At 54.9% G+C, this 19,690-nt stretch carries 17 protein-coding genes; 7 read left to right on the forward strand and 10 right to left on the reverse strand.

The features are described 5' to 3' along the window. Positions 1-7 precede the first annotated feature (7 nt). The 4 genes from FJ146_05830 to FJ146_05845 all read right to left on the reverse strand — a co-directional run bounded on the left by FJ146_05830 (position 8) and on the right by FJ146_05845 (position 6,101). Complete coding sequence (locus tag FJ146_05830) at positions 8-535, reverse strand: hypothetical protein (protein ID MBM4251470.1); 528 nt, start codon at positions 533-535, stop codon at positions 8-10. Positions 536-740: 205 nt separating this feature from the next. After that, positions 741-3,608, reverse strand: coding sequence for a hypothetical protein (locus tag FJ146_05835; GenBank protein ID MBM4251471.1), 2,868 nt, complete (start codon positions 3,606-3,608; stop codon positions 741-743). Further along, positions 3,550-5,439 carry an Hsp70 family protein gene (locus tag FJ146_05840; GenBank protein ID MBM4251472.1) on the reverse strand — a complete coding sequence of 630 codons (1,890 nt, stop codon included), beginning with the start codon at positions 5,437-5,439 and terminating at the stop codon, positions 3,550-3,552. The genes FJ146_05835 and FJ146_05840 overlap by 59 nt, the downstream gene beginning before the upstream one ends. Positions 5,440-5,456: 17 nt before the next feature. Continuing rightward, positions 5,457-6,101, reverse strand: coding sequence for a DUF2760 domain-containing protein (locus tag FJ146_05845; GenBank protein ID MBM4251473.1), 645 nt, complete (start codon positions 6,099-6,101; stop codon positions 5,457-5,459). A gap of 196 nt (positions 6,102-6,297) precedes the next feature. On the opposite strand from FJ146_05845, the gene FJ146_05850 reads away from it, so the two are divergent. Continuing rightward, on the forward strand, positions 6,298-6,816 hold the full coding sequence (locus FJ146_05850; protein MBM4251474.1) for a hypothetical protein: 519 nt from the start codon (positions 6,298-6,300) through the stop codon (positions 6,814-6,816). Between the two features lie 4 nt (positions 6,817-6,820). Here FJ146_05850 and bamD read toward each other — a convergent pair whose 3' ends face one another. Further along, positions 6,821-7,612, reverse strand: coding sequence for an outer membrane protein assembly factor BamD (bamD, locus tag FJ146_05855; GenBank protein MBM4251475.1), 792 nt, complete (start codon positions 7,610-7,612; stop codon positions 6,821-6,823). A gap of 167 nt (positions 7,613-7,779) precedes the next feature. On the opposite strand from bamD, the gene FJ146_05860 reads away from it, so the two are divergent. From FJ146_05860 to FJ146_05880, 5 genes are all read left to right on the forward strand, one after another. Continuing rightward, positions 7,780-8,754, forward strand: coding sequence for an energy transducer TonB (locus FJ146_05860; GenBank protein MBM4251476.1), 975 nt, complete (start codon positions 7,780-7,782; stop codon positions 8,752-8,754). Between the two features lie 168 nt (positions 8,755-8,922). Then, positions 8,923-10,536 (forward strand): LysM peptidoglycan-binding domain-containing protein, encoded by a 1,614-nt coding sequence (locus FJ146_05865; protein ID MBM4251477.1) that lies wholly within the window; start codon positions 8,923-8,925, stop codon positions 10,534-10,536. 74 nt (positions 10,537-10,610) lie between these two features. After that, the gene (locus FJ146_05870) at positions 10,611-11,768 is read left to right on the forward strand and encodes an alanine--glyoxylate aminotransferase family protein (GenBank protein ID MBM4251478.1); all 1,158 of its coding nucleotides are present in this window, start codon (positions 10,611-10,613) and stop codon (positions 11,766-11,768) included. A gap of 93 nt (positions 11,769-11,861) precedes the next feature. After that, positions 11,862-12,653, forward strand: a complete 792-nt coding sequence (locus tag FJ146_05875; protein MBM4251479.1) for an electron transfer flavoprotein subunit beta/FixA family protein — start codon at positions 11,862-11,864, stop codon at positions 12,651-12,653. Positions 12,654-12,664: 11 nt separating this feature from the next. Further along, on the forward strand, positions 12,665-13,639 hold the full coding sequence (locus tag FJ146_05880; GenBank protein MBM4251480.1) for an electron transfer flavoprotein subunit alpha/FixB family protein: 975 nt from the start codon (positions 12,665-12,667) through the stop codon (positions 13,637-13,639). Positions 13,640-13,660: 21 nt separating this feature from the next. Here the strand turns inward: FJ146_05880 and FJ146_05885 are convergent, their stop codons facing one another. From FJ146_05885 to rimO, 5 genes are all read right to left on the reverse strand, one after another. Further along, positions 13,661-14,209, reverse strand: coding sequence for a hypothetical protein (locus FJ146_05885; protein ID MBM4251481.1), 549 nt, complete (start codon positions 14,207-14,209; stop codon positions 13,661-13,663). After that, positions 14,206-15,378 (reverse strand): hypothetical protein, encoded by a 1,173-nt coding sequence (locus FJ146_05890; GenBank protein ID MBM4251482.1) that lies wholly within the window; start codon positions 15,376-15,378, stop codon positions 14,206-14,208. Before FJ146_05890 ends, FJ146_05885 begins: the two co-directional genes overlap by 4 nt. Before the next feature lie 87 nt (positions 15,379-15,465). After that, positions 15,466-16,161: a hypothetical protein gene (locus tag FJ146_05895; GenBank protein MBM4251483.1), complete on the reverse strand. Its 696-nt coding sequence runs from the start codon at positions 16,159-16,161 to the stop codon at positions 15,466-15,468. Then, the gene (locus tag FJ146_05900) at positions 16,158-17,279 is read right to left on the reverse strand and encodes a hypothetical protein (protein ID MBM4251484.1); all 1,122 of its coding nucleotides are present in this window, start codon (positions 17,277-17,279) and stop codon (positions 16,158-16,160) included. Before FJ146_05900 ends, FJ146_05895 begins: the two co-directional genes overlap by 4 nt. A gap of 39 nt (positions 17,280-17,318) precedes the next feature. Beyond that, positions 17,319-18,671: a 30S ribosomal protein S12 methylthiotransferase RimO gene (gene rimO, locus FJ146_05905; protein ID MBM4251485.1), complete on the reverse strand. Its 1,353-nt coding sequence runs from the start codon at positions 18,669-18,671 to the stop codon at positions 17,319-17,321. 116 nt (positions 18,672-18,787) lie between these two features. Between rimO and FJ146_05910 the strand changes: the two genes are divergently transcribed. After that, positions 18,788-19,687: a hypothetical protein gene (locus tag FJ146_05910; GenBank protein ID MBM4251486.1), complete on the forward strand. Its 900-nt coding sequence runs from the start codon at positions 18,788-18,790 to the stop codon at positions 19,685-19,687. The last annotated feature ends 3 nt before the right edge of the window (positions 19,688-19,690 follow it).

Raw genomic sequence — 19,690 nt, forward strand, 5'->3', positions numbered from 1 at the left:
CATCAAGTTACTTGCTGAGATTAGCGCACTCTAAACTGGTCTCGACAAAGGGCACCACGCCAGCGATGCGTTGGATTGTATAGTAGCTCACGGCTTCGGGTGTCAGACTGTCACCCTTGATGGTGACCTTATGATGAGTATCCGGGGTGTCCCAAAATAGCGGTTTGCCATGGCCCTCTAGCACCACATCGCTGCCAAACCAAGCATGACTGATTTTTAAATCACCGGACTTAATGGATGTAGCCGCATCAAAAGCGCCCGGATAAAAATACTTGCCGTACAGTCCCGATAGCGGTGCTGGAATCTTATAATCAACGGTATAGGTCCCGTTCAGGACTATACCCTTGACTTCACCCTGAGTGTCGTAGCTGATCGCTACGCTGCAGCCACCACCTTGCTCGTTGGTGCCTGAGAATTTTTCGACGTGCAAAGAAGCCTCAGCACCTGCGACCGCTTTCACTGTCGCGCCCTGAGGCGCTCGACCACAGCTTACCAACGCTAACACAGCTACCGTAACTAATAGTCCCGTTTTCATCACAGTGTCTCCCCAATGGACCACATCAATCCCACTCAATGGATTTAACCATGCAATTTCTCGGCCACACGTGCACAAGCACCAACCGCACCACGGTGGCACCAGAAGCCTTGGACGAAAGTACGCGAATCGTCAAGGACTATTGAACGCAGGGCTGAAGATCGGATCGCCCGACTCTTACACACACCGTCAAGATTTTTGACACTCAGCTGAGCACCAAGCCTACAGGTAGCGCCTCGCCAAAAAGCTGACTGCGTGCCCCATGGTCGACAGGGACAAATGCCGCGACTACAGCCACCTGCTCTGGCGCAGCCCTACATTCTTTCAGTTTGCTTAGGAAGGCCTGTCGCACAATGGCTGGTAAATCGTACTCACGATCACCGATCATACGCCCAGCCTGACTCAAAAAAAGCGGCAGTTTTGCATAGGCGGGGTCATGAGACCGCAGTGCCTGCAGCTCTTCAAACCAGGCAACGACCGGCTCTGGGCGTACAATTTGGTGGGACCCACCATAAAGAGGCACCCGACTGGCAAGCCTGGCTAGCGCCCACATCTTTTGATTCACATGCTGTCGGCGCCCAGCTGCAAGCTGCTGCACCAACTGACTACCGAGACGGATCTTCTCCTGCATGTCGATGCGCTCTAGAGAACCGGCGAGAAGATAAAGTTCAGGTGCCGCATCACCGCGACGCACCGCAGGATAGATGCGATCCCAGAGCTTCGATTGCTGTACCTTATTGAGCCCACCAGCAACGCGGCGCCACATAATCCACCACTGATCTTCGACCTGCTTATCCTTCGGAAAGAAAAGTCCTTGCTCATAGGACCGCCACAAATCCTGCATACGCCATTCATCATGCACATGACCAAAACCAGGTCGTAAGGCATAACCAGCCAAGCTTAGCCACTGAGATTCATGCTCCGGCGAACGACTCCGTCTTGTCATCCCGTCGGCGAGTTGCGGCCAGAGGGCACGCAATTGCTCGGTCGACCACTGCTCACGCGGCAAATCTAAGGTGGACTCGAGGTCACGAATTAAAGTTCTTGGGGTGCTGGATCGGTCTAATATTTTTTTCTTACCGAATAGAACGTCTATGAGTTGGTTCGCATGTTTCAGTTTAGTTTCGTCTAGACCAACGGCAGTCGTGTCCTCTGCAAGGTCAACGGGATCGTCGATCGCTACCATGGGTGCACGCAGGTTAAAGTCGAGTTGCCAAGATCCGGGGCGCATTGGATCAGAGCTTACGAGTTTGAGGGCCAAAAGTCCCGTTTCAGCCACACGGACGTCGAGCGAAACATCGATCAGAAGATCGTGGCGCTGCGCTGAGATATTTATCTTGGTGGTCAGTGGCGGCAGAGGTCTAAATTCCTCATGGTCAAGCGTCAGCACCTCGCCTACACGGTCCTCCGCACGACGCGTACGCGTCGATGTATAAAGCTGAAACCGCACGGGCTGATCGGCTCTTACCTTGAGTCCCATCGCCGTCAACGTTAGATCATGTGTACCGTCATAGCCCTGAGGCACGATACACATGACTCGACGCGCGCTCATTCGTGGCTCTGGGCCATGCGTTCCCTGCGTCCCAGTATCTACTTCAACATAAACTGACCGCGCATACCCCCCCTTGATCAAGGCGCTGCGCTGCACTTGCATGACGCTGTAACGCGCAGCTCCTAAAGCTACGGATAGATGCATCTCTTTGTTATTTAGTTGGCGCGGTGGGACCCCGCCCTGCCACGCGGCAATTTGCGTTATGATCTCTCGCTGCAATGCTAACGGCGCCAACGTGCCGCCATTGAAAAGCACGGCATCGACACGGCGCCCCTCAAGAAAAGCTGCAAGGTGCTTCGTGACAGCGGTATCTACAGCGTAACGCAAACCAAGAGAGGTAAATCCGAGACGCTGGGTTTGCGGCTTTGCTGTAGCAGCTACCCGAGGAAAAAATCCGCTGCGCACAATCGCCAGTACTTCGTCCCGACTTATCGTGGCGGTCCTAGCACTAGCCATGAGGCTGGCGCCATCACCAGCGATGGAGACGGACAGTAGGTCGCTACGCGATGGTGCATCGCCGTCAGCTCCGTCGGTGACGTGCGCTATATCTTCTTTTAGAGCCTCTTCTTTCAAAAGGCGGGCGGCAAAAACAAGCTCAGTCCAAGCACGCGAGGATAACCTGTCCCCATCAGGCACAATTTTTTGCTCAAGACTCCGAGCGATGGCAAGGTCGATATTATCACCACCTAAAAGGAGATGGTCGCCGACAGCAACGCGGGTGATTTGCCGATCTCTATCGACCGTAAAAAGACTAAAATCAGTCGTGCCCCCGCCGACGTCGCAGATCAGGACCTGTCCCTCAAGAGCAGTGCCCTCGTCGGTAGCTAGCCAATCATAAAAGGCCGCTTGAGGCTCTTCTAGAAGTCTCACGCGGTCCATCGGATAACCGGCTAAATCTGCAGCCCGGAGCGTTAATCGCTGCGCCACTTCATCGAACGATGCAGGCACAGTGATTACAATATTTTGTTTACAAAAGGCCTGACGTGCGTCAGCTGCAGCCAAGGTGTAATCCCAGGCTTCCCGAAGATGTGTCAGAAAAGCCGCCGCAACTTCCACCGGCGATCGTCTTTCGTCACCGATAAGCTCTCCCACCTGCCACGGCAGGATGCGCTCCTCCCGGTCCACCCCGTCGTGGCAGAGCCAGGATTTAGCTTGGTGAATCACGCGACCTGGCGTGCGACTGCTTTGCCAACGTGCCAGCCTACCGATGGCAAACTCGGTAACTTTTTCTTCAGGATGGTGCGGCAGGTTTAATTGCCCGCGCTTCCATTCGCTTTTGAGCGGCACATAGTAAAACGACGGCAGACTCGCATCAGCGACGGACGTGCCCACCTGCTCCCACTGCGGGATGGCAAATACCCGCGGTTGGGCACTTGCGTCGTCGAGATCAACATAAGCCAAGGAGCAATTGGTGGTCCCTAGGTCAATACCGATAGCGTAGCGGCAACTAGACATTTTAGGCTCAATACTCATGCGCTCGCAGATTAAATTCCAGATGCCACTTCCGGTCGCTAGCGACATCCTTCATGTAAATCTGCAATAGTCCGGTCTCGGTGATATGTGAGTCGACGTTTACCGGTACGATCTTACCGGCTTCGCCTGCGCTAGCGGGCAACTCCAGACTGAGGAGCCCTCCCTCGTCAAGCTGACGCGCGGCGTCCGCAATGATACCACCAGGCCGGTCTCCAGACCGTACCGTCGATGAATACAGCCTAAAATCCACAGGCTCCCCAACCACAAGGCCAAACTGCTGATCGCCGATAGCCACTTGGCTACCTTCGTCGGTGCCTTGGGCGACGATGCAGAGTCCTCTAATCTCCGGTGCAAGTCCGGGGACTGCAGGTGCGGCATCCTCGAGCCCTAGATAATAGGACCTAGCCGTCCCACTTTGAACGCGTATCCCCTTGCCAGTGGCCCGTAGTCGCCCATAGTAAGTTGCACCGAGCGCAACGGCCAACTCAAGGTCGCTGGCGTCAAGCTCACGCACAGTCAGGTCGCACCAACTCTGCAACACATCCACTAGCCGCTGACGCAAGGCTTGTGATTTAAAGACACCGCCGTTAAAAAGCACCAGTCGCGGCGCTAGGAAATCACCGCGGATCTTGTCAGCAAATTTGGTAAGCTGCGGATTAGCCGCGACGTTCTGCGCTGCTTTCTGCAAAAATCTCGCCATATGCCGGGTAATCGCTGGGTCAGACTCGTACGGCAAACCGGCCGTCTGAATACCGCTCCCCCGCCGTTTCGGCGGCATGCTCGCCAGATCAACTTGCGGTAAGAAACCCTCGACGATCAGCGACTCCACCTCAGAGCGACTGAGCTCCGTCGTCAAACTCGTCGCAAACAAACTCGATCCACGCCCTGCAACCGCTATAGGCACTACCGCCAAGAGCTCGTCCGCCAAGAGGCGCTCTTTAGCAGTCCGCGCTGCTGCTACTAATGACAGAAACTGCCAATGATCGAGCTCGTGACCGTCATTTTTGAATTTAGTCTTCACGAGATGCGCCAGAGCCAAATCCATGTTGTCACCACCGAGTAACAGGTGGTCACCAACGCTGATGCGGCTTAACTCTAGATCACCACCACTCTCGTCAACAGCTATTAAGCTGAAGTCACAAGTGCCACCACCGACATCACAAACGAGGATCATGTCTCCTGGCGCGATATACTCGCGCCAAGTTTTTTCGTGCGCACCAAGCCAGGCATAAAGTGCTGCCAGAGGTTCTTCCAGCAGAATGGGTTCACCAAATCCCGCCTGAGCGGCCGCTTTGTGAGTGAGCGCACGAGCCGTATCATCAAACGAAGCTGGCACCGTGAGCACCACCGTGCCGCTTGCTAAGTCAACTGATTCGCCGACCATACGACGATCATGAGTGAAGGCGGCGCCGAGATGCTTGAGATAAGCTACCGATGCATCTAGAGGCGAGACCTTGCCCGCAGTAATTTCTGATCGCCACGGTAGGATCGCATCCTGCCGGCCTACGTGACTCGCACAAAGCCATGATTTAGCCGAGACGACAACGCGGTCGGGTGCTTCAGCGGCACGATGGCGCGCATAGTCACCGACAATCGCCGACTTATCACTGGCCCCACTGGCTCCGATGTCCCAAGGCAACGGTGGCCGCGCTTCAGCGCTGTGGGGAATATAATAGAACGAGGGGAGAGTCTGACGCTTCGATACTTGATCGGGCGCCGTCTGCTGGGCCACTTGCAGAACATGCAAGGCCATCAACTGCGTCAAATCGGTTGACTGAGCCGATTGACCATCGACGCCCGCGACACGCATAAAACTGAGCGCGGAATTTGTCGTACCTAGATCGATACCAATAACGTAGGGGGTTGTCTGCTCAGACACGCTCAAGTTCTCCACGACTAATTGAGTTCGACCTCGGCCGGTGCAATGATGTGACCACCATGCAGCGCTTGCGAGCTGGCAACCGTACTGACTTGCTCCGGCAACTTGACGTCAGTCGTTAGCCAGCCTTTGTGCAACAATTTGCCACTAAATGGCGGCTCGCCGACTACGCGTCCCAGCAAGCGGTAGCTGTGAGCATCGAAGTCTCTGTCTAACGTTAGGGCGCTGCCCTCGCGGCTAGAAGTGACGGGCTTTATGTCAAAATAATCGCGCAACACGCCGCTACACCCCTGGTGGACTACACGCGCCGCCGCAGCGACCTGCGTGTCGCTGTACTTACTGACGTCATCCATGAGGAAATCAAGTAACCGGCCCTTTTGCTGCAGCATACTCATGAAATTAATGACAGCCTGCTTCTCGCTGCCATCCTTCGGAGTGGCCTCTGCAGCGCCGCGGGGCGTCGACTGAATGTCAGGTTTCGCAGGTGCGGAGTCGGGGATTGCTCCTTCGACCTTGGTGCGCAGGTTTGCAATGAATAGAGCAAGGCTGCAGACCAGTACGCCGGTATTGCGCAAGGTTGCCGCCTCGGCCGTCTGATCGACACCGAAAAAGAATGCCGCCGCCAAGAAGAACAAAACAAATGAAAACGAGAGCTTAAACATACTTCACTCCGAACGACACCAGTGGCCACATAAACCACGTAACAGTTGAGCTGCCGAGGTTCTAAACGAGTCGGAGGTCGCATACAAGACCTTAAATTTGGTGGCTTTCTGGGGATTTAACGAAAAGTGCTCAAGTAAACGGGCGATTTTACCGATAACCATGCAAATGCTTCAGAGCTGGACTAGAGGAATCACAATGACTTTATGGCGATCGATTGCCAATTGGGTAGTCCCCATCGGGATTGCAGTTTTGAGTGTCTCCTGCTCCGGCGGTAGCTCTGGCGGCAGCGGCCTCACGGGCAAGGCGACGACATTTGCGGGCGACGTACAGGTACCGAAATCTGCAGTATCTAAAGGCAGCTTTACGGTCTGGGCCGAACCCGAAAACCCAGAGCCGCGTCAGGAATATGTGATTTACACCAAGATTAAGTTACCCGCAGGGACCACCGCCTACGACATGGACGACCTGAACGGTAACCTCACTGGCACTGATGGCTTTGCCATCCCTCTAGGCGGCCAGCGCAATGCATTTTGCACGTTCACCTTTTCGCCGAAACGCAACACGGCAACGATGACTACACAAGTGCCAGGGGCCAAGTCATCTGGCATCCGCGATACCATCACCATTGAGTCGCGGTTACTAGCCGAAGAGCAGCAGATCGAACTCGTCTTTGGCCAAATCGGTGTGAGGCTCGTCCAGAGTCACGGTGATTAGGAGTTTACTTACTTTTACCTAGGCTCGTCTTATAGTCGGCGAGTAGGCGCTTAAAGTTATCAGACCGCGCCCTGATTTCGGCAGCTGTCATCGATTTGAAATAAAGATTTTTGTCGCTATCGGGCGCCTTAGTCTTGGCCAGAGCCACTTGATCAAGGGCCTTGATCGCCAGGGTCAGAGCCTCAACCCGCAAGTCCCCGTATTCGCCGAATTCATCTGCCAGCTGCACACTGACAAAGGCGCAGGCGTGATAAATCTCCTGTTTGCAGTAAAATCGCGCGACAAACAGAATACTCTCAGCGATACGCCTTTTACCTTTAGCCACAAGGTCACGTGCCTTCTTGGCGTAATTGCTGTCGGGCATCCGTGCGATCAGCTCTTCCCACTCGGAGATCGCCTTTTGCGTAAACTCCTGTTCACGGTCGATCTCACTAGGCGCGTCTTCCCAGTAACTCTCGCCGATCCGGAAGTAGGCAAAATCTACCTGCGGATGATGAGGGTGCAACTTAACGAACTGCTCATAATCGAGAGCCGCCTCGGTGTAGTGACCGAGTTCAAATTGAGCGTTAGCGATCAGGAGCTCCGCCTCAGTGGCAAATTTACTGTAGGGAAATCGCGCCTTGAATTCTCCGAGGCGCTGGACCGCTATCTCGAAGTTCTCGTCATCGTAAGGCTCCTTGGCAATGCCGAACGATTTTTGCGGATCGTTAGGATCGAATTCCTTTTCGGAGCAAGCACTCGTGATTACTGCTAAAATACACATTAACATGGTTAGCAGCTGGGTTCTGCGCGGCATGACCACGACTCCTATGAGACGACTGGACTTCAAAAGGCCAACTGCCTTCCGATAACATCGACTGAATAGTGCTCACTGATCCTAGCACTCGGGGACACCTGACGGTAACCTACGTAAAGGCGTAACAGGTAATCAGGATCTGATCCACTCAATAACCAGATCGGTACATGAAGAGTCCCCTGACATTGCAACGAGAAAACGGTAAGGGCCTAGCCGCCGGCCACGGCCGCCGTAACTATTGGCTGGTGCTACTTGCGATCCTGCTGATCTCGCTGCTGATCCACCTGCTGTCCGTCATCAAGCTTGGAGGACATGGTCGTTCGCGCCCACGCGTGGCATCCGCCCCGTCCAGCTCCGTCAAGATCCGGGTGGTTGAGAAACCGCGGCGCCGCACCAAAACGGCACCTGACACCGAGCCGACGAAGCCGATTTTGGAGACACCGCAAACCCCAACGGCGCCCCCCACACAGTCCTCCTACCTAGGGTCGACGAATCATCAGACGCTAAAGGAGACCCGCGTCAACACGAAGCTCAAGCGTGAGCGAGCGGCCGATGCCGGCAATAAAGGCAGGCCCGATGCGGGCTCCCCTAAATCCAAAGAGACACCGCACGAGCCCACGCCGAACGAGAAACCGCAGACAGCCCAAGACCCAAGTACGAGTCAGATCCAACCTCAACTCGGCTCACTGGCAGTGGGGAGCTATCGTCGCAAGCCTCGTAACGCCTATGAGGCCTTACTACCCAGCGGACCAGCCGATCTTGCCGGCCAGATGAATGCCGGCTTTCAAGACTATGTCGATGAGCGCATTGCTGAGGGTGAGCGTATCGATATCAACACCTCTGAATATCGTTACATTGGCTATTTTACGAGTATGCGCAAAGCGATTGAGCTGGTCTGGAACTACCCCATGGATGCCGCCCGTAAGGGCGAACAGGGGGAAGTCGGTCTAGAGTTCGTCATCGCCAAAGACGGTCACGTGAGCCACGTGAAGTTGCTCCGATCTTCCGGGTTCGCTCTTCTGGACCAAGCCATCATCCAGGCCATCAAGCTAGCCTCCCCCTTTTCCCCTCTGCCAAACGGTATAGGTAAGAACCGACTCGTGGTCACAGGGTCGTTCCGCTACGTCTTGAACGGACTTTAAAAAACAACCTCCAATATATTGATATTACAGTTATAAGTATTAAATTGGGGGGAAAAACCTGTACTTTTTGCCACCCCTGGCTATACTCGGGGCCTTGTCGCGAGGGTCAAAGACACGGTACGCTTAGATTCTAAGCACCGCAATTCTTCCCCTTTTACCCTCCATCCGATGAAGGATCACCAAAGCTTGATGGCTTGGCGCAACATCGTTTATCCCTACGGCCTATTTGCTCTGATGGAGTTGAGTGGATGTGCCTCCCTTGCGACCGATCCCGACTTTGTCGGTCCGCCAGCATCTTATGCTCTCATTGAGCACGCCGCTTTTGCTGCAGAGAGCGACGATGCCAGTGACGAAGCCGCCGCGGGTAGTGCGACGGAGTCTGCCGTGGACACGTTCGCGCAGTCATTGGCGACACCCACGGATGACCAAGATCACGAAGACTTTGCCGACCTAGAAGCCCCGGATGACGAGGAGGCTGAAGAAGAGTCCATGGGCGCGGCCGAACCGGCAGACGCCGACCTCGAAGTGGCTGAGGAAGTGGCTGAGGTCGATGAACTTGAGGACGGCTTCTGCTCGGATGATATCTATGCCCAGTACCTCATGGATCGCTACCGCTCAGATAACGACGGCAAGCCCACACTTACGGCCGCCCCTAAAAGTTCGTCGCCGCGCCGATCAGCGCGCAGTCGTCGCAGACGGCACGATGATCTGCGCTACTACCGCAACCACTCTCGCTTTGCGGCACTTGCCTATGCTCATTCGGTCATGGTGGGTCCTACCTCACCGTATATGGGTGCCATACCCATAGTCGTGAACGACAAGGTAGATTTTTGGATCCACTACTTCAAGACCTCTGGCCGCGGTATGTTTATGCGCTGGCTGGTCCGTGGGGAATCCATAAAGCCACTTGTGCAGCCGATTCTGCAAGATAGCGGCGTACCGATGGAATTCTTTTACCTGGCTATGATCGAGTCTGGACTTAGCAATAGCGCCAACAGTAGGGCGCGCGCTATGGGCACTTGGCAATTCATGCGTGGGACGGCCAAGCTCTACGGTCTCAAGATCAACCACTGGGTGGACGAGCGCCGTGACCCGTTGAAATCCACTGTCGCTGCAGCTCGCTACCTCAAAGAGCTCTATAGCGACCTTGGTGACTGGTATTTGGCTATGGCCGCTTATAACGCCGGCCCTGGACGTGTCCGGCGGGCCATGCGGCTGAGTGGTAGCAGCGACTTCTGGAAACTGTGTGAAACAAGAGACCTCGCCAAGGAAACTAAAGAGTATGTCCCCAAGGTATTGGCCGCGGTGCTCCTCGCAGCTGATCCGGAAGCGCACGGGTTTAATGTGCAGGCGACCGAAGCTCCCGAAGTCGCAGACGCTACCGTAATCATCAAGAAACCGGTACGGCTAGACGAGCTCGCAGGGCGACTCGGAGTGTCGCTCAAAACGTTACGCAGCTGGAACCCCGAGCTCCTACGCAACATGACTCCACCCGCCCACGGCGGTTATGTGTTACGGCTCAGCTCAAATTATCTGGACCGTTATCAGCAGCTCGCTCCCCGCCTGGCCGAGGCGAGCGTCCAAGGACTCGGTGTACACACGGTACGTAGCGGCGATACATTCAGTCAAATTGCTCACAAGTACGGCATCGAAGTCCGCCAACTCATGGAACTTAACCCCGAGGTCGCGGCCAACAGACTGAAGCCAGGTAGTAGTATTGTCGTGCCTGCAGCCGCTACAGCTTCGACCTCAATCCGTGCTAGTCGAAGTGGCGTCCTTTGAGTCGCGTGAGATTCCAGTGGCACAGCGAGACTCGTATGCTATCGTCGAGGTGATCTTGAGGATGGGTGCACGTTATGTTCCAACGCGACTTATTCACGCTTGACCGGCTCTTTTGCCCTGGTCCTACGCCAGTGCCAAAATCAGTCGCGCAAGCAATGTCTGAGACCTCCATCTACCATCGCAGCGATGAGTTCTATAAGGTGTTCCGGCGGTGCACTGATAGGCTAGCGCCCATATTTGGTACGACGACCTTGCCGCTGATTCTCACAGCGTCTGGCTCAGGAGCCATGGAGTCGGTGCTCGTCAGTTTGACCGATGTTGGTGACGAGGTGGTCGTCATTAACGGCGGTAAATTTGGCGAGCGGTGGGAAAAATTGGCCAAGGCCTTTAAGTGTTCCACCGAAGTGGTGGCAGTACCGTGGGGTCAGGCACCAACGGCGCAGGCTATACTGGCGGCGGTGTCACGGCAGACCAACACCAAGGCTATCTTCCTGCAGGCTAATGAGACCTCAACAGGCGCTTACTATAAAATTGACTCTTTAGTGAAGGAGCTACGTCAGTCGTTCAAGGGTCTGATTTGCGTCGATGCGATCTCATCGCTTATTGCGCACCCGATGAAGATGGACGAATGGGCTATCGACGCTGTTGTGTCGGGCAGCCAAAAAGGCTTTGGACTCCCTCCTGGATTGGCCTTCGCCGCTCTATCCGAACGCGCCTGGGGTCAACTTTCGCAGCGTCCGCGTTTTTATTTTGACTTAGAGAAGGAGCGCAAGGGCCAGGCCGAGGGGCGTTCAGCCTGGACACCGGCCGCAAGTCTGGTATTTGCTCTGGACGCGGCCCTCCAAGAGATCCACGAGGTTGGGATAGACCGCGTCCTTGCTCACCATGCCACGTTAGCTAGGGCAGCTCGCGCAGCCACTACGGCGATGGGACTCGAGTTGTTTGCGGTGAGCGCACCGTCCAACACTCTGACCTCCATCACGGTGCCGGACGGCGTCGATGGCCAGCGCTTACTCAAGCGTCTTCGGCAGCGCTTTGGCATGTTCTTCGCCGGGGGGCAGGACGAACTCAAGGGTAAGATTGTGCGCTTTTCGCACTTAGGCTTTGTCAGTCGCTTCGATTTAATCGATGGCGTCGCTGCTCTGGAATTTGCCCTGCGCGAGGAGGGTTTCCACCTCGATTTGGGCGACGGGGTTAAAGCTGCCATGCAGATTTTGGCCTCGAGCCACTGAAACCATAACGACCAATTTCTGACGATATACCGCCGTGACGAAAGTCGTCGCGGGTGGTAAGGTTTCCGACGCAATTAGACGGAGGTAGAGCTCTTGAAGATCCTCGTATTACTGAAGCAGACTCCAGACACCGAGTCCAAGATCCAGATCAGCGCCGATGGCAGCAAGATTGAGACAGCTGCCCTCAAGTACATCATCAATCCTTACGATGAGTTTGCGATTGAAGAGGCGCTCAAAATTAAAGAGAAGGCGGGCAGCGGCGAAGTCGTGATCGCTAGCTTTGCCGGTGATTCAGCTAAGGAGCTGATCGTCAAGGGGTTGGCCATGGGTGGTGACCGCGGCCTTTTGGTCAGCGCCGACGGCCTAGACGGCTTAGATTCCTTGAGCGTGGCCAAGATCCTGGCGGCCGCTGTCAAAGCGGAAAATCCAGATTTAGTCCTGGTCGGCAAACAGGCTATCGACGACGACAACATGCATGTCGGCGTGATGTTGGCAGAGTTGCTTAAATGGCCTCATGTCAATGTGGTGACCAAACTCACACTAAACGGCAAGACAGCGGTGGCTGAACGCGAGGTGGAAGGCGGTCAGGTTGAGGTATACGAATTAGAGTTACCGGCAGTGATCGGCGCGCAGAAAGCGCTCAATACGCCTCGCTACGCTTCTCTTCCAGGGATCATGAAAGCGAAAAAGAAGCCCCTCGACACTAAGAAACCGAGCGACTACGGCGTTGATGCTGCCGCGCTGAAGGCCGCTCCCAAAGCTGTCGTCCGTGGTTTCACGCCGCCACCCGAGAAGCCGGCGGGCAAGGTCTTCAAAGGCGAAGACGTTGCCGTCATGGTGGACAAGGTTGTGAAGCTGCTGCGTGAAGAAGCCAAAGTGATCTAAGGGGGACACACATGAAAGTTTTAGTATTCGTAGAACAACGTGGCGGTAAGAGTAAATCTTCGGCGTTGGAAGCTCTCAGTGTCGGTGCCCGTCTGGCTGGCAGCACTGCAGATCTAGCCGCTGTGGTCGTTGGTAAGGGAGTTGAAGGCATCGCCGGTTCGCTCAAGGGCTACGGTGCAGACACGGTCTACGTCGTAGATCAGGCGGCTTTTGATCTCTACAATCCTGTCGCTTACGCGGCAGCAGTTGAGGCTGCCATCAAGGCTCACGGTGCCAAGGTCGTCGTCGGACTGGCTGCACCAATGACACGGGATTTATTCCCAAGGTTGGCAGCGCGCTTCGACGGCGGCATTCTGACGGATGTCACCGCAGTTGAGTTAGCTGGGAGCAATCTACAGGGTGTCAAACCGATGTACGCCGGTAAAGTGCTGGCTAAAGTCGAGACCCAAAACGCGCCTGTCCAATTCGTATCGGTACGTCCCAACACCTTCAAAGCCGAAAATAAAGGCACCGGTAACGCGGCGCTATCCAAACTCGACGTTGCAGCTCCCGCTGATAGCCGCATCAAAACGTTGGAAGTCCGCAAGGGTGCTAGCGAGCGACCCGACTTGACCGAGGCACCACTGATCGTATCGGGTGGTCGCGCTATGGGCAGCTCCGACAACTTCAAGATTTTGAACGAACTTGCTGACGTCATCCATGCAACCGTCGGTGCTTCACGAGCGGCAGTGGACTCTGGTTATGCAAGCCACGATATGCAGGTCGGTCAGACCGGTAAGACGGTTAACCCGAATGTTTACATCGCGTGCGGCATCAGCGGGTCCATTCAGCACATGGCTGGCATGCGCACCTCTAAAGTCATCGTCGCAGTCAATACCGATCCTGAAGCGCCAATCTTTAAGGTTGCCAACTACGGGATCGTCGCCGACCTCTTCCAAGCGGTGCCAGTGTTTACCCAGAAGTTCAAGGCCTTGCTCGAAAAGTGAGCCTGAGTTAGTGAGCTCAAGCTAGCTCTTGGGTTTACGCCGTTTTTTCTTCACGCCCTGCTCGACCCGGTGATCCATCCAGTGGCGCGCTTTATCCAGAAGCGTGGCGCTGGATGGATCCGGGTAGGCAGCAGGATCTGATTTGACGACGAAAGCGATCGCCGCCAAATAAAAATACGTCGCAGGTGTGATCCACCACAAATTACAGATGTCGCTGGTGAGCCCCAGACTGGTCAGGATCAGTACCGGCTTACCTTGAGGTAGGGTCAAAAAAGTCTTGCGCCTGAGCAAGACCGCGATAAACAGGCCCGGCGCAACACTGTAAACAACGATCTTGTAGACCCATTCCCAGATCTTCAGCGTCAACACTTTTGGCCGTGGCTTGAAGATGCCGTGCTTAAGTTTATATCTGATAATGGCGCGGTCGCGGGCGGGCCTAGCCATCTCTGAGGCGATTTGAAACTGGCGTGATAACCTCAGGCGACGCACCGGCATGATGGCATAAGTCCATCCGACGTAGTTCACAACAAACGACAATATCAAGCCAACCAGCACATTCTGTTTATTCATAGAGTGCCACCTTCAACCGGGAGAACGATGGGCACCGCAGAAGCTCCTCGATGCCGCTGGACACGCCACTTGGAAACGGCGCGGATCAGCTTGTCGGCCCTAGCCGTCATCAGTTCAGTTTGAAAGAGTATGGTCAGGCACAAAAACTCGAGTAGCGGCAACTCCCAAACGGCCAGACTACCTGGATCAACCATTTCCCAATAGTTTAGCGCATAAGCTATAGCTGTACCGCTGACATACTGGAGTAGGTAGGCCAGCCAAAACTTGCGCGAGATTGCCAGGTCACTCACACGCCGCACCCAACCTTGAAGCGATAGCCGCGCCTGCACGCGTGGATCAAAAGAACAGCGGATCAAGAAGAGGGGCCAAACGAAATGGCTCCAAAAAATGACCGGTGCCTGCCGATAGGCGTCGCAGCTGAAGTAGGGGCCACCTCTGATGTGAAAATAGGCCCCTAATTGAGGCACCGTAGCTACCAGGATCACAGTCCAGGCGACAGCCTCCTGACGGTTTACGCATAACGACGCCATTTGCCCAGCGTCACGAAGCCTCCGGATCTCAGCCCCCATCCAATAGCCAAACCAGACGAGACCAGTCCACGGAAGGAGCGGCCATTCGGATACCTCACGCATGTCGCAGCTAGCAACACCGACGATGTTTTTCAAAGCCTCCTGGACGGGGCTTGCGTAGTCAGCATGCAGATACGGAGCCAGTTGCCAAAATGGCAACCACAGCATGAGATATCCCAGGACGCCCAAGATGCGCACCGCTCCAGTACCTAAAGCAGCTTCAGCAGCCATCACCGTACTAATGCCCGCAAAAATAAGTCCAAAAACATCCCAGGAAATGCCCCAGGGACTGTGCATTTGCAGGCTCAGCACTAACCATCCCAGGGCCAAAACGCCAAAAAGCTTCCACCGCCCAGATCCCGCTTTTTTGTTTAATGACAGGAGCAATGTGGAGAGGAAAGCGATGATGAAACCGCTCTGAGCACCAACACGCAGTAACCAAATCACAACCCAAATAATCCGGCTCTCATCAACATAATGCGGGGGCTCAGGATCGCCAAAATAAAAAAGCCCGAAATGAAACAACATGATGCAGAGAAAGCAAACAAGACGAATCAGATCTAGACCGTACCACCGCACTGGAGTTGAGCTGGAGTTCAAGCTGAGGCTCCTTAATCCGATTTTACGCTACATGATAGCATGAGACGCCAAGGCTTGCTGCCCAAACACAGACTAAAAACCCTATGTTTAGGGCACAATGCCTTCTTGAAGGATCATCATCATTGGACTCGCTGCTAGCGACGCAGGTGAGTTACCAGGCTCACCCTGTGGGACATGCCCGTCAAAATAGTCGGACCAAAAATCCCACATCTTACGGTAGTCCATGCTCACTGGTGGTATAGGCTCGCGCAAAATATGATTCAGCGTCTTCTGAATCATCTCCGAACAATACAGTAGCTCAAGTCCGTCCGTAGCTACATTGTCCCACAGATAAGCGTCATCAAACGCACGGCCACGCATCTTTTTATCGAAGTAGCTCTGCATCTTTTGCATCAAATCTTGATAGCGCAGCGGATCGGCAGCACTCAGGAGATGCAATTCTCTAGGCCGCAGTATGGCATAGCGTTGCCCACTCCTCCCCTGTCCCAGGAATTCCTGGAGAGACAGAGTGTCTGTGGTGCCAAGGGCCTGAGCAACCATCACATAAGCGTCGCGATAGTTAGCGCCCTCAGCAGAACGTACGACATCGAGGACTAAACCCGAGTGATTGAAAGGGCTATCGGTCGTCCGGCTAATAGCCTTGCAGACGTAGCAATCTAGAGATAGCAAGATGACGTCGCCAGATTGAAGTGGGAAATCTGGAAGCGCATAAACTTTGCCACCGACCACTGCACTCACAAATAACGACCATAAAAACGCGACCAACCTCAATCGTTCCCTCATCCTGGATCCTTAAATCTCACGTGCGTCTCGCCCACGAAAAGATCGGCGTCGAGGTACACACGGCAGGTGAGGGCGCGCACAGCCATGGGATTGAGCATGTGTTTTTTACATGAATAGGTACGAAAGCCGCGTTCATTGTGCTGTCTCACACCCTGTGCATTCGGCTCTGGGCTGCGTATAGCTGATAACGCAATACGGTCTACCACTTGGTCATTGATGAGCCACTCGTGCGTCACCACAGCCGCCACACCACTAGGCGAAACTATGGGCGTATAGCAGCAAATCGACTGACCTGCGTCCCACGCCGTCATCAGCTTGGCATGATCTTCGTCCCTATTCCAAGCTTCACGCAATTTGTACGCACTTATCTCCACGCCGATAGCTTGATCTCTCAGCCAAATAGAAAGCAGAGGCAACCGCAATCGACTGTGCATCATGGTTTCTGCCACAATTAAACTTACCGCTAAGAGAGGCGGCCCGGCATGGTACCAGCGTCGTCTGTGCCACCCCATAACGAGATCCCACGGCAAAGTTGCCACGACGGCGGTCGCTGCCAGCACAGGATAAAAATACTGGAGATTCTCTGGCATCAATACGGGAAAGGCAAAGGCAACGGCAATCACAGCGCTAAAGGCACGAATGATGGCCATACACCAGGAGAGCTTCGCAACTTTATTCCACCATGGATCGACTAAACTAATTGCCGCCAACACCACTGTGAGCCCGAGGGAAAACCAAGCCCTAGCTAGAAATAGGAGGGGGATACAAAACATCGTGATGTATTGAGCAGCATACTGGGTGCCGAAGTTTGCCACACCGCTGACCAAGGCTGGTTTTTTAACGAGGAGCCCCCGTAGACCCTTGGGCGGCGCCTCAGCCCGCGCGGCAAGCCGTGCCTCATAAGCGACAAACACCCTAAAAATCACCGAAATCAGCACAAACAGCCCAAGGTAAGACAGCAACGCGCGCGAATGCTCATAGTCCCGCTTAAGCAAAATCCCCGAGACCAGCCCCCACAAAAATGAGAGCCCCGTCAGCACCCAAGAAATACGAGTGCCGTGATGATCCTGGAGCTTGCGGATGCGTTCGATTGTCTTTTGCGTAATGGTCGCCGTCACCTTTACCACTTCCAACCGGCGCCCCGAGTCACGCCGCAATCACTGCAGATCGCCCACCACTTCACCGACGAGGTCGTAGGCGTGAGTTTCCGTTATCTTGACCATCTGAATCTGGCCCGCTTTGACGGGACCGTCTCCGATGTAGACCAGACCATCTACTTCAGGCGCCTGAATAGCCAATCTACCTTGCCATACTAACTCGTGATCTGCGCTTGGTCCCTCAACCAAAACTGGCAATACTTGACCAGCGTAGCTGCGAAGCAGGTCTTCGGAAATATCTTTTTGCGCCGCCATGACGGCAGCAAGTCTAGCCTGCTTGACGTCGTCTGGTACCTGGTCGCTCATGCGACCAGCGACTGTGCCCTCTTCTTGGGAGTAAGCAAAACATCCCAAGTGGCGAAACTTCTGCTCAGACACAAATGCGAGCAGCTCATCAAAGTCGGCTTCGGTTTCACCCGGAAATCCGACCATGACGGAAGTGCGGATCGCCACACCGGGAACACGCTCGCGCACGCGCGCCAGGATCTCGCGCAGCTGCTGCCGATTAACGTCGCGGTTCATCCGTTTCAAAACGTTGTCGCTAGCATGCTGAACGGGGATGTCCAGATACTTGACGATCTTTGGCTCACTAGCGAAGAAGTCGAGGAATTCGTCACTAATGTACTCAGGGTACACATAAAGGCACCGGATCCACCGGAGACCGGGAATAGCAACTAAAGCGCGCAACAGCGGCAACAACTCGTCCGTACCACGATCACGCCCAAATGCGGCGAGATCCTGGGCAATCAAATTGACCTCGATGACGCCGTCTTCGACCAGCTTTTCCACCTCTTTGACAACCGAGCTGATCGGACGAGAGCGCAGGCGACCACGGATAGCCGGAATAATGCAGAACGAGCAGTTATGCTGACAACCCTCAGCCACCTTCACGTAGGCTGAATGCTTAGCCAGAGTGTTCACACGTGGCATATCCTCGTTATACAGATAGTGCGTGCGCTTCGCGTGAACCGTACCCTGCGACGAGGGATCGTCCAGCAGTTTACCAATCTTCGTAAACTCGTCGGTGCCGATGAAAAGGTCTACCTCGGGCAGACCTTTGGCGAGTTGTGTTTTATAGCGCTGCGTCAAGCACCCAGTCACGACCACTTTGAGATCGGGCTTGTCACTCTTGAGCTCCGCAGCTTTCAAGATGGTGTCGATGCTCTCTTCTTTAGCGGCAGCAATAAACCCGCAGGTGTTGATGATGATAGCATCGGCGGCCTTAGGCTCCTCAGTCGACTGCCATCCGGTTCCGAGCATCGTGCCCAACATCACCTCGGAGTCGACGCGATTACGGGCGCAGCCTAGCGAGATCAGGTGGACCTTACGGACGGGTTGGGTTACAGCTTCCATGAGGTGATAGACTCCATCGTTTTACTTTAATAAAGCGACGTGCCTATTATCATAAAATAGCTTAAAATTCAAAAAAGCCCGTTTTCATCAACCTAATCAGGTATTTGTGAGGTTTTATGACTGGCTTAGTGGCAATCAACGGAACCGTCAGCACTCCCGAAGCTGCAGTCGTCCCTGCCCTCGACCGAGGCCTCCTTTATGGCGACGGCGTCTTCGAGGTGCTCGTGGCCTTTGGTGAGACGATCCTTGACCTCGAACCTCACCTCGCCCGGTTGCGCTCATCGGCCGCGGCTTTGGAGTTTGAAATCCCCTGGAGCGATGCTGAGCTATCGTTTGAGCTGGCAGAGCTCGTGAGGCAAGTACCAGCCGCTAAGAAGTACATCCGCCTCGCGGTGACCCGAGGCACGGGACTCAGCCTCAAGCTGCCCGCGGGTGGACGCCCCAACAAGTTTGTCTATTGCCTACCGGCCAATCAGGAGGCTCCAAAGGTCTACCAGGAGGGCCTGAGCCTGAAGCGCATGATCAAGGCAGGTGCCACGAGGGGGGCTGCGCCTAAAACCGGTAACTACCTGACCAGCGTCCTCGGGGTGGCGAAGGCTCAGAAAGAGGGATTTGACGAGATCCTGTGGACCAATGCTGAGGGCGAGGTGACTGAGGCCGCCACCGCTAATATCTTTTTCCTCTCGCGCCAAGGCGATCAGGTGCATTTTGTCACCCCGCCAGCCCAAAGTGGGATCTTGCTGGGCATCACCCGGGCGACCTTGATCGACCTCATGCGCCAGGCCGGCATCCCGGTGCACGAGCAAATGGTCTTCGCTGATGAGTTGCCGCGGTTTGACGAAGCCTTCCTGTGCTCGACTGTGCGCGGCCTAGTGCCCGTCGCAGCGATTGATAAGCACAAGATGCACTCGGCCCGCGAGAGCTCGGTATTTAGGCACATCGAACGCCTGTACCTGACCTGGGTATCGACCCAGGTAGGTCACCGCGTAGACTGGGCCAGTGGCACGCGTCTCTGATCC

This window comes from Deltaproteobacteria bacterium, from assembly GCA_016874735.1.
Lineage (GTDB): Bacteria > Bdellovibrionota_B > Oligoflexia > Oligoflexales > CAIYRB01 > CAIYRB01.